We start from the raw sequence: 14,429 nt of genomic DNA, 5'->3' as shown, positions 1-14,429 counted from the left end.
ATTAATAATAATTAATACAAAATCTATATAAAAATATACTGCAATATGTAAAATCAAGAAAGAGATTGTTTTGATATTCGCCGATATTGGAATCCTTTTATTTTACTCATCCATATCCGCGAATGTTTCAAAGACAATAAAATGTATTATACCCTCCATTCGCGCGGATCATGCAAATAATTGTATAGTCTTCACGGATTGCCAGCGCGAAATGCCGGAGCCGCTCGTCATGACGTTTCGAATTTAACCTCTCGCAATGACCACTTGCTTAGAGATTGCCCGGCATGATGTAGTCGAATTCGCCACCAACTGCTGCAATACACTCGCACGTGAACTCATCAATCACATGGACCACGTGAGCGCGGCAACGGACGGGATTTAGAAGTTTTCCGTGGCGGCCTTCGCATGGAACGTCTTGCTATTGTGAGGTCAGAAACAGTCCCCCTAAGCCAGGCATTCGCTACGCGCAGTTGCTTCAGCCGCATAACCCAATCGCCCTTCAATCCGCGGTATCCGGACCGCCACCAGTAAGATTGCTTCCGCAGCACCTATCAAAAGGGTCAGTTTGAGCAATCGATCTTGCCCGCGCATTCAACACGTCAACCCGACCGAGCTTCGTGACAATCTATTATGTCGTGTATCTCTTTGTTGCTATTTCAATGACGTTCTGCAGCGCATAAGCCATACTTCAAGAACGATAAATTTTCAGGGCGCAAACTAAAAGAGCATGCAGTTGCATACTTGTAATGTATGGAGAGGTTTCAGGAGCACAGCGCCCGGCGCTAAAATGTTCGCGCCTATCATCGCTTTTTCAGCCCCATATTCAAACACCTCGCATGGGTCTTAAAGGAAGACACAGGCAAGGTGCTTGATAGATCAGATATAGTGTCTATAAACTGCGCTTAAGAACGTCAGCCTCAGAGCTTGCCAAGACGACGACGCAGTTCGGCGTTTTCTTCGCGGAGCTTGGTAGCCAGTTCTTTGCGCAACTTGTTATTTTCCGCTTCCAATGAGACCAATGATGCGAGATCATCGCCCGATGCAGTTTTCACGGCCTTTGAAGCTGGCTTCGGAGCCGACTTTGGAGTGGACTTTGGAGCAGACGTTGGAGCTACTTTTTCAGCGGCATTTTTCCAATTATAGTATGTCTGCTCGCTCACTTCAGCTTGCTGCAATGCAGCTTTAAGTGTCTGCTTGCCATTTTTTGTCGCAGCTTCAATGGACGACATGATAGAGGCGCGTTGTTCTGGCGTATATTTCTTACGCTTAGCTGTTGTTTTTTCTTCTGCAACAGGGGCTGCTTTTGCTGCTGCTTTGCGCGGCTTAGCAGACTTAACAGTTGGAGGTGTCTCTGTTACGGTAGAATTTGTATTTGGGGTATTTTCATCTGCCACGATAGGTGTCTCCTGATTTAGCTTTCGATGATTATCGGTCTTGAATCTGAATATATGAAGAGGATATCATGATTTATATTGGTCTAACAAATGCTGATATTAAGTTTCAATCAAAGCCTGTATTATAGGATTAATATCTGATACAAGTTAACAAAGAGCACCTAAAAATGCTCCTCCTATCTTACTCTAATTTTTCATTAGGAAAACAGTTTACGGATGAAAACTCCAAACCGCAATGTTGTTGTTGAATATAAGAACAGGCGTAGTCGCAAGGACAGCGCATCCCTTTGGGGCAACCTTGACTTGAAGTCGATTGCAGAAGAGGTAGATGCACTTATTGTCACATCGCCTGCTGAGAGTGACGCAGTGCAACCGTCATCGAAAAAAAATGACGTTGAGACCACGTCCAAACTAGCGAAAACTCCACCGCGTATTCTATCCGTTAAAGAAGACACCGCAGAAGTTGCGATTAGAGATGACATGTCTGTTGTAGATGCTGTTGCTATAACATCCACTCCAGTTCCAGCGCCACCAGTTCAGATCCCATCTGAAAAAGCAGAAGCGAGTGGTATCGTTGAAGAGCAACCATCGCAAGCGCGCAACAAGAAAGCAGTTCAACCCAAAAAGCGCGTTATCGAACGCGTCTCAAGCGACGACGAAATTCGCGCTGAGTTGTCTCATCTTGTGATGGAAAATACTGACCTCAAGCGTGAATTGAGTACGAAGCTGCGAAAAGAAAATCAGGCCCTTCTGGCGATGCTTAAAAGGCTGGAAATTCGGACCAGACGCAAGATTTAGAATGAGTCGATTGATTTATTTTTCGCTGGCATGGTGGAGATCAATGCGGGTTCCATCCGAACGTAAATGCGCTTTAGTGTTGGTGTTGCCGTAATTTGATTTAGCTCTGTCAGCCTTACTCAAGGTCGCTCTTATTAAAAGCGAGGATATCTGACCATGAAGTCTTTAAGTGAGCGTCTCGTTGCAAAGTTGAAAAACTGGAGACTGCGCAATAACGACACTGAGGTTGAAGACGCCGTAAGCGTTGAACATCCCGTGAATGAAGATCCTACATCGCCTGGCAAAGACAATAAGCGAGACCAACCGATTGAGCCCGCGTCGGAAAGCATTGACGCGATAGCTACAAAGCCCGTTTCACAGAAGAAATCCGACGATAGTTTTGATGCCCCTCCAATCGTTGAAGGCGTGGTAGCAAGTAAGCCTAAAGCCAAATCCGATGCGCGCAAATTGCTCAACGATGATACCGCTGTTCGCCAGGTCCTCGCAAACAGCGATGAGACTTCCGCTCAAAACACGACAGAAGAATTGGATGTGTCGCGTGAGAACACGCACGCAGCTTTAGCTGTCGGAGACGACCAAGCAGTTTCAACGACCGTCAACAAGCAAGAAGCTAATCAAACACCAGAGACCAAAGCGAAGAAGCAGGCGGTTAAGCAACGAGCCGCAAAAAATGTGGTGGCTCCCCCCGCTCTCGCATCAACTCAAAAGCCCAGTCGTTTGCCCAAGCAAAATGTAGCCGATGCACTTGTTACCGATCAGGTACTTGATGCGCTTGAAGCTGAGAATAAGCAGCTAATGCTGCTGCTTGGTGAGAAGCTAAAAGGCAGCTCTGAAAGTTAGTGTGATAAAACTGCATTGTCAGAAATTGAGCCGTTGATCCGAATTGGGTTGGGCTTCTTTTCTTCCAGATATGGCCTCGATTAGTTTACGAGATCTCCTTTAACGCTGCCTCTCCAATTATCAGTTTCGATATAGACGGGGGGAGGGCGATAGTCTTTCCTTTTGTGGGCGCCAAGCTGCGCCGCAAACTCAGACAATTGAGCTTGCTTGCCTCTGTACTGGACCAAATTTTCTACATCTACTGCCAATTTGATAGATTGTAAGCGTATGTGTCCTCGCTGGCCTGTTGTCCAACAAAACCGCCGCGGTGCTTTGGCTGGAACGTGCGGTTATAATTTTCTTTTGAAAGATGGGGTCGTTTGAACATTATAAAACGAAATAAATGCACAAATCATAACAATCTTGCGTTTAGAAACTTGACTCGTACCATCATGTTAAATTAGGACAACAATGCTGACCAATTTTAGGAGGAAGCATTGTGAGCCAGTTGGAACCGCATCTCAGCCTTTATGATCTGTCCGAAGACCGGAGCAGTTGTGGTGTAGGTTTCATTACGCGAAAAGACAGCGTGCAGACGCATGATGTTCTGCTCAAGGCTCATGAGGCGCTTTGTGCGGTCCCACATCGCGGTGGCATGTCGTCAGAAGGCGTCGGCGATGGCGCTGGTGTTTCTGTCGACCTTTCTCTTAGCTTTTTCCGCAAGCTCACAGGCAAGGATGATCTCGCGCATCGCCGTTATGGTGTCGGCAATTTCTTCCTGCCAGCAGACACGTCTCTGCATCCGGAGGCAGAAGCAATCATCGAAGCCGCGCTTACTGAGCAGGGCTTTACGCTGTTTCTGATGCGCGACGTGCCTGTCAACAATGACGTCATCCGGCCGAAAGCTGTGCAGTATCAGCTTCCAATCCGGCAATGGGTGTTCTCTATCCATGACGAGATGGCAAGCGAGGCTGAATTTGATCTTCGCATTCACAAAGCGCTGCTGACCATTGAGGCGCAGGCCTATACGCGCCCGGAGTTTACCGGCTTTTATCCGCTGTCGCTGAGTGCGCGCACTCAAGTGTTCAAAGGACGGCTTAACTCTGACGAGGTCATTCCTTATTTCTGTGATCTGGTCGATAGTGATCACACGATCCACACGATCTATTTCCATACGCGGTTTTCGACCAATACCGATCCGCATCCATCGATGGCACAGCCGTTCCGCTTTATGGCGCATAATGGCGAATTAAACACCGACCGCAAGAACCGCTTGTCTGAAGCAGCGATTGCGCTGGCAAAGAACGCATCCATCATTCGCCCGAAGGGCCAGTCCGACAGCTGCCGTCTCGACCAGACCTTGCAGATGCGCGTCGTTGAAGACGGGCTTGATCTGGTCACGGCTGTTGTTTCGATGATGCCGCCCGCATGGGAAAATGACGAAACCTTGTCGGCAGGCGTGTTGGCGATGCTCGAATTCTTTTCGCTTCAGGAAGAGAAGAATGATGGCCCGGCAGCGCTGATCTTTGGCGATGGCGACATTATAGGCGCACGTCTTGATCGTCTCGGGCTGCGTCCGCTCCGCAGCGTCGAAACGCGTGATTATCTTTGCGTCATGTCGGAAGCGGGCCAGATTGCTTTTCCGCCGGAAACCGTCATTCGGCGCGGACGTATCGAAGCGGGCGGCATGCTTTATTATAATCATGCGGAAAAGCGTGCCTTTGGCACCAATGAAGCGCTGGAACTGCTCGCCGCCCAGCGGCCCTATCAGGCGCTTCTGCGTGATGCGCGTGTGACGCTGGAAGAACTGCCGGAAATTCCCGCTGAAAAACAGGGCTCACCGCTCCGCTATAATGGCGATCTTGAACGGTCTCAGCGTTATGTCGCCTATTCGCTCAATCAGGAAAGCTTCAAGTTTCTGATGGACCCTATGCTGGCCACGGGTGCCGAAAAGATTTCAGCCATGGGCTATGGCAATGCGATCAATGCGCTGTCTGATCAGGAAGGCGGCGTGGCGAAATATTTCTCACAGCGTTTCGCGCAGGTGACAAATCCTCCGCTCGATTCTATCCGCGAAGCTGATGGTATGACGCTCCGTGTTGCATTGGGTGCAAAGCCAAATCTTGGGACAAAGGCTGCGCGCCAGATCGTTGTGCAATCGCCAATCCTCACGCATCTCGACATGCTGCGGCTGCGCGAGCAGCAAGAAACGCCGCTCAAGCGTTTTGAAATGCTTTATACGCCTGATCTCAACGATGCGGCGGCCAATGCGCAAGCACTGGAAAAGGCGATTGACGATCTCTGCACGGCGATTGCTGGTTTTGCCAGCAGTGAAGGCGGCATTGCGGTGGTAACAGACCGACATGTATCACGTGAGCGTGCCGCTCTGCCGATGATTATTGTGGTATCCGCAATCAATCAGAAGCTGATTGAAGAAGGTTTGCGCCTGCGCATGTCTTTGATTGTTGAAAGCGGTCAGGTGGCTTCGTCGCATCATGTGGCGACCGTGCTGGGTTTTGGCGCGGCGGCAGTCTATCCGCTGGGTGTGCAGTTTCGTGCTGAAGAAAAATTCGGCGATGAAGCCGACAAGGCTTTCAAGCGTTTTGCCAAAGCGTCTGAAAAGTCGCTGATGAAGACCATGGGCAAGGTCGGGCTGTGCACTGCTGAAAGCTATATCGGCGGTGAATTTTTCGAGCCGAATTTCCTCGATACCAATGATCCTGTTTTGCGCCGTTATTTCCCCAATGTTAAAACTCCGGTTGGTGGCGTGACTTTTAAGGTTATCGCGCAGGCCGTAGCTGACTGGCACGCCAAGGCACTGACGGTTGGTGGTGAGAATGAAATCCCGCTACTCGGTCTTTTCAAGGAGCGCGCAGAAGGGGCAGGGCATTCGTTCGGCACCACGGCGGTGCGCGGCTTCGTCGATATGACGGAAGAAAAAATCAGCTTTGACGGTGCGGTGGCCGAAAAAGATCCTTTCCTGCGCTTACTTACGCTCGGCCGTCTGGAAGATGCATTCGGCATCAATGACACGGCTTATCGCGCCAGTGGCTATGACCGGCTGTCGAATGATGCGATTGATCGTTTCAACATTACGCCGGGCTATCGGTCCTTCATCCGCATGATGAGTGAAGAGCGTGCGCGCCGTCCGGCAGCACTACGCGACGTACTGTCTTTTCCCGCAGATTTGACCTTCCTGACCGCGCCTGAAGATTTCAAAAAGGAAATGGGTCGCTTTTCGCGCAAGGGCAATAATAGCTTCATGGTGCGCGGCTTAAGCTGCGAAACGCTGGCCGATGATCAGTTCCGGTTGAAGCTTACGGGGCTGTTGGGTGGAGATCTTGCACGGCTTGCGGCGCTTGGTCAGTCACTGGTGATGCGCTTCAAATCCGATATTCTCGGTCACTGGCTTGAAGGCGGTGCGCTGATCGTTCATGCGGCAGGGCAGGCGCTTGATTATCTTGGTCTGATACGTTCAGCCCCCGACAGCATCGGGCTTGATGCCGTGCAGGCGGCCTGCGAAATAACGCCACTTCTGACATCGGGTGCCATGAGCCATGGCGCTTTGGTCTCCAACGCCCATGAAGCGGTTGCGCATGGCACCAATATGGTCGGTGGCATGTCGAATTCGGGCGAGGGCGGGGAACATATTTCACGCTATGGCACGATCCGCGCCTCGCGCATCAAGCAGTTTGCTTCGGGCCGTTTTGGCATTTGGGCTGGCTATCTTGCCGATCCGATGCTGGAGGAGCTGGAAATCAAGATCGGGCAGGGGGCAAAGCCCGGCGAGGGCGGTCAGCTTCCAGCCCAAAAAGTGACGGTGGAAATCGCGGCAGCGCGTGGCGGCACTCCGGGCGTCGAACTGGTGTCGCCACCCCCACACCATGATACTTATTCCATCGAAGATCTTGCGCAGCTGATCCATGACTGTAAGGCAGCGCGCGTTCGCGTCATCGTCAAGCTTGTATCATCGGAAGGCATTGGCACGATCGCAGTTGGCGTCGCCAAAGCGGGCGCAGATGTTATCAATGTTGCTGGCAATACCGGCGGCACGGGTGCTGCGGCCGTGACCAGCCTTAAATATACCGGTCGTGCGGCGGAAATCGGCATTGCAGAAGTGCATCAGGCGCTTTGCGCCAATGGTCTGCGGCAGAAGGTCAAGCTGCGTTGCTCGGGCGCACATCAGACGGCCAGCGATGTGGTGAAGTCGGCGCTGCTTGGCGGTGACAGTTTCGAGTTCGGCACCACGGCACTGATGATGCTCAAATGCGTCATGGCCAAGAACTGTAACGTCAAATGCCCGGCTGGCCTTACCACCAATCAGGAAGTCTTTGGCGGCGATCCGCGTGCGCTTGCGCAATATCTGATGAACATCGCCCATGAAACGCGTGAAACTCTGGCGCAGCTTGGCCTGGTATCGCTGGCACAAGCGCGTGGCCGGTCCGATCTGCTGCACTTGCTTGATCATCCGTCGAGCGTAGGCCAGCTTGATTTGCGCGCCATGCTTGCTGTGGTCCATGAAGTTCGCATCGATGATCCGGTCTACATGGAAAAGGACTATTCGGTCGATGATGGCTTTATCGAGCTGCTGCGTCATGCGTTGATTGATGGTGAGCGTGCATCTGTGACGCTCGGTGGCAATCGTTTCCTCAACAATCGCAACAAGAGTGTTGGCGGTCAGCTTGCGGTCGATATTGAGCGGATGCTCAATTATGAGATCAGTGACGAGCAGGCAGCCAAAGCGCCCGCGGTTCTGACCGATAGGCGCGGACGACGCTATCTTGATGCTGAGAGCGTGAAAATTTTCACCTCCGGTTCTGCGGGGCAGTCCTTTGGTGCCTTCTGTAACGACGGCATGGCGCTCACCCATATTGGCACCTGCAATGATGGCGTGGGCAAGAGTGCGGGCGGCGGCACCATCGCTGTTCGTTCGCCGGGTGGCGGTTCGGAAGGGCCCGAGGGAAATGTCCTGATTGGCAACTTCGCGCTGTTTGGCGCAACTGGTGGCAGGCTGTTTGTCGAAGGGCAGGCCGGTGATCGTTTTGCCGTGCGTAATTCCGGCTCTTCGGCTGTGGTCGAGGGGGTTGGCGATTTCTGCTGCGAATACATGACCAACGGCGCGGTGCTTAATCTTGGCGGCTTCGGCAAGGGTTTTGGTAACGGGATGAGCGGCGGTTTTGCCTATCAATATGACCCTTATGGCGAACTGGGCGCTAAGATCAGCCATGACTCGATCCTGATCGGACGTCTGGATGTTGAAGGCGATCCGCAATGTGCCTTCCACGCCGATGCCATTTATCAGATGCTGCAATGGCATGTCGCAGCCACAGGTTCCCAAAAGGCGCAATGGCTGATTGAGAACTGGGAAAGCGAGAAGCACAATTTCGTCTATGGCATGCCTCGTGCGCTGCTGCTCTATCAGGATAGCGATGCGATCCTTAAAGCAAAGAGCCGCAAGGATCTGGTTGAGGAACTCGCAACCGCCCTGTCAGCGCATCAGCTCCGTAAGTTCAAGCTTGCCTATCGCAATCGCAAGGCGGTTCTGAACGGACGTGTTCCTGGTTATGGCGAAACCGATACTGAGGAAATGTACACGCTTCTCAACAATTACACGGTGCTGAGCATGGCGCAGGCCGTTGCCATGGCGCGTGTGCCAAATGCCAGCGGACCATCTGATCCGGCGGTCGATAAAGCCGTGCGCAATCTGGTGCTGACCGAAGACTTTTCGCTGTTACACAGGCTGAGCCGTTATTCGCGCGAAGCAGTTGCCGATTATGACGATGAAGCACTCGCTGTCATGGTCGCAGCCAAGCGGTTGCGCGATTACAAGGAAGCGCTGCAAGGCCGCAACACGCTTTCCATTGATAGTCTTGGCACCTATGGCTGGATCATTCATCAGACACAGAAAAACATCGAGAGGATAGGGCGCATCCCAAGCTTTGAAGAGCTTTTCGCCCGCCAATCGATGGAAAATCTGACGGTCACAAAGAAGCAGGTGTGAGGCAGATCATGAAACTCCCATATATCCCGGAAGATGCCCCCTTCAGCACCGATCAGCGCGCATGGCTGTCCGGCTTTCTGGCTGGTCTGCATTCACGCCTTGCAATTGCCGGTGAGACCAGTGCAGTTGCTATATCATCGGCTACAAAGTCTGTGACGCCTCTGCATATCCTGTTTGGCACACAGACCGGCAATGCCGAAATGGTAGCAAGTGACGCCGCCGCCGCGGCGCGTGGTCTCGGATTTGCGCCTGAAGTGCTCGGCCTTGATGATATGGACATGGCGAAGCTTGCCGATGTGAAACGTGCGGTCATCATCACCTCGACTTATGGCGAGGGTGAAATGCCAGACAATGCGCAGCTTTTCTGGGATGCTTTGTCATCGTCGGATGCACCCCGTCTTGAGAACCTCAATTTCGCCGTGCTTGCCTTGGGCGACACCAGCTATGATGGATTCTGTCAGGCGGGCAAGCTGATCGATATGCGTCTCGAGCAGCTTGGTGCAACGCGTCTTGCCGCACGGCTTGATTGCGACATTGATTTTGAAGATGCAGCTGCAAGCTGGCTCAATGATACGCTGCCGCTGGCCTCAACCGGCGATCAGTCCGAGGCCGCACTACAAGCGGCAACGGAGGTCGCAGTACCGCGTGCAGCCTCAAGCTGGAACCGCAAGAACCCGTTTGCGTCGCGGCTAGCGGTCAACCGGCTTTTGTCGGGTTCGGCTTCGTCCAAGGAAATCCGCCATTACGAATTTGATTTGGCGGATAGCGGCCTCAACTATGAAGCGGGTGACGCGCTGGGCGTTGTTCCGGTCAATGATCCGGCGCTGGTCGATCTGCTGATCAAACGTCTTGGTGCCGATGCGGAGACGCCGCTGGGCGACACGACCCTTGGCGCGGCTTTGTTGAGCAGCTTCGAAATTTCAACGCCGTCTCGTGATCTCATTGCTGAAATTGAACGCTGTGCGGGCAATGACGAGCTGAGCTTTGTTCTGCGCAATGGCGATAAGGAGGCGCTCGACGCCTATCTATGGGGCAAGGATATTTACGATCTGCTGATGCTCAATCAGGGGGTGGCAATATCGCCCGCCGAGCTTGTCGCTTTGATGAAGCCATTGCAGCACCGTGCCTATTCCATTTCGTCCAGTCCGCATGCAGCAGGCACGCATGTGCATCTGACGGTAGCAAGCGTGCGCTATCATGCCGATGGCCGCGATCGCGGTGGTGTTTGCTCAACCTATCTTGCCGATCGCATGGCAAGCGATGCCACGGCTGGCGTTTTCGTGTCACAGAATAAGGCGTTTCGTGTGCCATCGAACAATGACGCGCCGATGATTATGGTTGGACCGGGCACCGGCATTGCGCCGTTCCGTGCCTTTTTGCAGGAGCGGCGCGCGCGTGATGCAAAGGGCCGCAACTGGCTATTCTTTGGCGATCAGCACAGGGCCAATGATTTCATCTATGAGGACGAGCTGAGCGATATGAGCAGAGACGGTCTGCTGACCCGGCTTGATCTGGCTTTTTCACGCGATCAGGACGCGAAAATCTATGTCCAGACCCGCATGAAAGAGAATGGCAAGGCGCTGTTCTCATGGCTGGAGGAGGGGGCGTCTTTCTATGTCTGTGGTGACGCAAGCCGTATGGCGCGTGATGTTGATACGGCACTGACGGAAATCATCGCGACACATGGCAATATGAGTGCAGATAAAGCCACCGATTATGTCGCTGGCCTGCGTCGTGAAAAGCGCTATCTGCGCGACGTTTATTGATGCCAATCAGACCAAGCTGTTATTGCGAGTGTGTTGAATTTGGTGTTCTTATCATCAGATTATTTTCTCATGTTGGAACTCCAAATACACCACTAATTTGAATCAATCTTGCTCAATTGATTCAAAACATTCATTGGATATTAGCGAGGGGATGAATCACATTCCTTCGTATGAACACACTAAACTCATGGCAGATTGATCTGCAACGCCGCTATCCATCTCAAATTATGGCTCGTTTCTATGGCTTGTCTATTCAGGTCGATTTTTTTGGTATCTGGATTCTATCACGCAATTGGGGGCGAATTGGATGTGTTGGGCAATCAAAGTACCAGTCATTCGATAACGCACTAGATGCATATATAATTCTTGATCGATAGCATCGTCAAAAACTCAAGAGAGGCTATACACCAGTCAAAACAAAGACTTCTTAGATTCAGTCCTTTGTTTGAGCGATGATCGAATTGAGGAATTACTTGGCGTCTGGCTGCGCTATAGGATCGCAGCTTATCGATGACGATACGTTTAGGTGCACAACCTTGTTTCTTCAAAAACCGAACCAGTAAACGCTTGGCTGCCTTGGCGTTGCGGCGGGCTTGAACTATCTCATCGCGTTCATATCCATCTTGATCAACGCCGCGCTTAAGCATCATTTTTTCAACTTCACGCAGGCTGAGATTGAACTGAAAATATAGCCAGATTGCACGCGCTACGATTGAGATTGAAAAGCGGTGATTTCTATACGACGTGGCCTGCTCATTCATAGACATCAAATACCGCAATAACCTTGACGACGGACGAAATTATTTCCGTTATGCCAATTCAATCAAAATATATGGAAAAGGTGGGGTTTTGCCATATGTTGAAACCTGGATTGAAGGCTTATGTCTTCAGCGGGACCTTACGATAAGTTCAACCGATATTTTGATAATTGCAAATTATTTACGTATCGAATATGGTACTGAAAATAGTGTTATTTATTTCACTGGAGTTAATTATGCAGCGTGTGGAAGCGAACGTCGCTGTAAGCGTATCTGATCTCAAAAAAAGCCCCTCGGCCGTGATGGAGCAGGCGCAGGGCGAGACTGTAGCTGTGCTAAACCATAACCGGATCATGGCATATATGGTCCCGGCAGAAATCTACGAGGAAATGCTCGAGAGATTAGACGACTTGTACCTTTCAGAAATTGTTATCCAGCGCGTAACGGAAAAAGGTGCGCCGGTAAATCTCGATGACCTTTAAGCTCGAGATCATACCATCGGCACGCAAAGAGTGGGATAAGCTCGGATCCAGCATCAAGGAACAGTTCAAGAAAAAGCTTCGTGAACGCCTTATCTCTCCGCGCATGCCAAGTGCGGCCCTTCATGGCATGAAAGATCACTACAAAATTAAGCTTCGCCAGCTTGGATATCGCTTGGTTTATAGAGTGGATGACGAGAAAGTTACGGTTTTGGTGATCGCGGTTGGTAAGCGCGATAAAGGTGATGTGTACAAAGTTGCGAAAGAAAGAGCGCAATAACAGAACGTGTCTCATCAAATGTCACGACGACCGCTTTGCGAAAGAGGGGCTTGCCTGACATAAGAGAAATGAATCGGTTTGGACCTGGAGGATTATCACTGATGGCTATAAAAATTCATTCTTCTTTTGCAATTCATGCTGGTGAATGGCTTAAATCTGAAATCGTAGAAGGTCACGGAATTAAGATAGGTGATCTAGCGGAAGCCTTTGGTGTTAGCAGGCAGGCTATTAGTGGCCTTCTGAACGGACGCTATGCTTTAACTGCAGACATGGCTATTCGCTTCGAAAATGCCTTTGGTGTGAAAGCAGAAACGTTGATGCGCATGCAGGCACGCTATGAATTGGCGAAAGCGCGTGAGCATGAGTCCGAACTTGCAGTCAGGCGTTTGGTCGCGGCTTAAGCTGTTCGGCACGTCTGATGTCCAATAGTATATTCATACAATAGTATCCTAGTCGCAACTAACCACCACCTCGATTTAATCTGGAGAGTCTTGAATGGACTGGAAACATATTGAGGATGATTGGCATCGTATGAAATTTAAAGTTCAAGAGCGGTGGGGCCATTTGACAGAAGATGACTTGGAGCAGGCTGGTGGCGACCGCGACGCATTGAATGTAAAAATTCAGGATCGTTATGGCCTGAAGGAAGAGCATGCTCGACTGCAGCTTGATGAATGGTTCAATAATCAGCAGTGGCTGTCTTAAGGTAGATCCAAAATCTCAAATTAAGTTCCATAACCTATCTTATGCGACTAACAAATATAACGGGGGTGGGTTCTAGTTTGAAGTGCGACTTGCAAATGATAACAATGAGTTATCGAATGCAAGGAACCTGTCATGGACCGCACCTATTCGCATATTGATCTGGATGAACGCCGCAAAATAGCGCGCTGGCGTATTGCAAAGCTTTCCGTTGACGTTATTGCTGAGAGACTTGGAAGGCACCGCTCGACCATTTTTCGTGAACTTAAGCGCAATCAGTTTACCGATGATGAGATCAAGGATTTAAACGGTTATTACTGCACGATTGCTGACCAGAAATGCCGCGAGCGGCGTTCGAAGCAACGCAAGCTCATCCGGTATGATGAGCTCCGGAAGTCCGTGATCGATCACATCAGCGATGGATGGTCACCGCAACAGATTGCCGGGAGAATGCGGCTGGAGCGGCATCCCATCTCTGTCAGTCATGAAACAATCTATCAGTTTGTGTATTCCACCGACGGTCGAAAAGAAGAGCTTTGGAAACATCTGCCCGAACGTCGTGCCAAACGACGTCCACGTCATGCCCGACGTCATCATGGACGCCGCTTTCCACCGGAACTGAGCATCCTTTATCGTCCAGACATGGTTTCTAGGCGCAAGCAGTTCGGTCATTGGGAAGGCGACACTATCCAGTTTCGCAAGAGGTTTGGCAACGCCAATGTAACGTCTCTGGTCGAGCGCGTGAGCCGCTTCACGGTTTTGTTGCGCAATAATGATCGTCAATCAAAGCCGTTGATGGAAGGTGTGATTAGAGCACTCCAGCCCCTGCCCCAAATGGCCCGCCGATCGATTACGTTTGATCGTGGTACTGAGTTCACAGAATGGGCTTATCTGCAGAATGGGATAGGGTCGCAAATCTGGTTCTGTGATCCGCAATCACCCTGGCAGAAAGGCACCGTTGAAAACACCAACAGACGCACAAGACATTGGCTACCCCGAGACCTTGATCCACTTACCCTCAGTGATCGAGACCTCGCATTCATCTGTCATCGCCTCAACAATACGCCGCGCAAATGTTTAGGGTACAAAACACCTGCAGAAGTCTTTCGGCAGAAACTCTTCGCAAACAGACATCGTTTTGCGTAAACTCAAACCGAAAAGTCGCGCTTCAGCATGACCTCACAGTAGCTTTTCCAGCTCATAAGCCATACTTCATGAAGGATCCCTTTTCAGGGGGCAGACCAAACCGATATGGCTGATAGTACGAAAATCAGCAACAGGCATAGATTTCTTTTTGATGAAAGCTATTGCAGATCAATATATGACAAACAACTCACTAAATGTTCATTTGACCATGAGTTTAATGAAACTACAATTCCGAATTGCTATTATTCATACTTATATTCGAAAGAAAATATAATTCTTGTTCGTG

The 14,429-nt window shown here is 50.8% G+C and carries 11 protein-coding genes and 1 pseudogene; 10 read left to right on the top strand and 2 right to left on the bottom strand.

Annotated elements, in window-relative coordinates:
- Positions 1 to 917: 917 nt before the first annotated feature.
- Entirely contained in the window at positions 918 to 1,394 is a 477-nt protein-coding gene (locus WH356_RS20075; protein ID WP_339513986.1) for a transposase, read from the bottom strand.
- Positions 1,395 to 1,610: 216 nt separating this feature from the next.
- Between WH356_RS20075 and WH356_RS20070 the strand changes: the two genes are divergently transcribed.
- The 5 genes from WH356_RS20070 (at position 1,611) to WH356_RS24125 (ending at position 11,155) form a co-directional block, all read left to right on the top strand.
- A complete protein-coding gene (locus WH356_RS20070; protein ID WP_339513984.1) occupies positions 1,611 to 2,192 on the top strand; it encodes a hypothetical protein in 582 nt (193 codons plus the stop codon).
- A gap of 156 nt (positions 2,193 to 2,348) precedes the next feature.
- Entirely contained in the window at positions 2,349 to 3,032 is a 684-nt protein-coding gene (locus WH356_RS20065; protein WP_339513982.1) for a hypothetical protein, read from the top strand.
- Between the two features lie 478 nt (positions 3,033 to 3,510).
- Positions 3,511 to 9,012 carry a glutamate synthase-related protein gene (locus tag WH356_RS20060; RefSeq protein WP_339513980.1) on the top strand — a complete coding sequence of 1,834 codons (5,502 nt, stop codon included), beginning with the start codon at positions 3,511 to 3,513 and terminating at the stop codon, positions 9,010 to 9,012.
- 5 nt (positions 9,013 to 9,017) lie between these two features.
- Positions 9,018 to 10,778, top strand: coding sequence for a sulfite reductase subunit alpha (locus tag WH356_RS20055; protein WP_339513996.1), 1,761 nt, complete (start codon positions 9,018 to 9,020; stop codon positions 10,776 to 10,778).
- A gap of 170 nt (positions 10,779 to 10,948) precedes the next feature.
- Complete coding sequence (locus WH356_RS24125) at positions 10,949 to 11,155, top strand: WGR domain-containing protein (protein ID WP_445253703.1); 207 nt, start codon at positions 10,949 to 10,951, stop codon at positions 11,153 to 11,155.
- Between the two features lie 45 nt (positions 11,156 to 11,200).
- Here WH356_RS24125 and WH356_RS20050 read toward each other — a convergent pair.
- Positions 11,201 to 11,539: pseudogene (locus WH356_RS20050) on the bottom strand (DDE-type integrase/transposase/recombinase); the annotation flags it as partial.
- Between the two features lie 233 nt (positions 11,540 to 11,772).
- On the opposite strand from WH356_RS20050, the gene WH356_RS20045 reads away from it, so the two are divergent.
- From WH356_RS20045 to WH356_RS20025, 5 genes are all read left to right on the top strand, one after another.
- On the top strand, positions 11,773 to 12,018 hold the full coding sequence (locus WH356_RS20045) for a type II toxin-antitoxin system Phd/YefM family antitoxin (protein ID WP_339513978.1): 246 nt from the start codon (positions 11,773 to 11,775) through the stop codon (positions 12,016 to 12,018).
- On the top strand, positions 12,008 to 12,295 hold the full coding sequence (locus WH356_RS20040) for a type II toxin-antitoxin system RelE family toxin (RefSeq protein ID WP_339513976.1): 288 nt from the start codon (positions 12,008 to 12,010) through the stop codon (positions 12,293 to 12,295). Before WH356_RS20045 ends, WH356_RS20040 begins: the two co-directional genes overlap by 11 nt.
- A 101-nt stretch (positions 12,296 to 12,396) precedes the next feature.
- Positions 12,397 to 12,696 (top strand): HigA family addiction module antitoxin, encoded by a 300-nt coding sequence (locus WH356_RS20035; protein ID WP_339513974.1) that lies wholly within the window; start codon positions 12,397 to 12,399, stop codon positions 12,694 to 12,696.
- A 94-nt stretch (positions 12,697 to 12,790) separates the two neighbouring features.
- Entirely contained in the window at positions 12,791 to 13,000 is a 210-nt protein-coding gene (locus WH356_RS20030) for a CsbD family protein (protein WP_339513972.1), read from the top strand.
- A 132-nt stretch (positions 13,001 to 13,132) separates the two neighbouring features.
- Positions 13,133 to 14,143, top strand: coding sequence for an IS30 family transposase (locus WH356_RS20025; RefSeq protein WP_339513970.1), 1,011 nt, complete (start codon positions 13,133 to 13,135; stop codon positions 14,141 to 14,143).
- The last annotated feature ends 286 nt before the right edge of the window (positions 14,144 to 14,429 follow it).

The sequence above is a fragment of the Ochrobactrum sp. MYb379 genome, from assembly GCF_037479515.1.
GTDB lineage: Bacteria > Pseudomonadota > Alphaproteobacteria > Rhizobiales > Rhizobiaceae > Brucella.
Note: the sequence above shows the minus strand (reverse complement) of the source record. Positions and strands in the feature narration are given on the sequence as shown.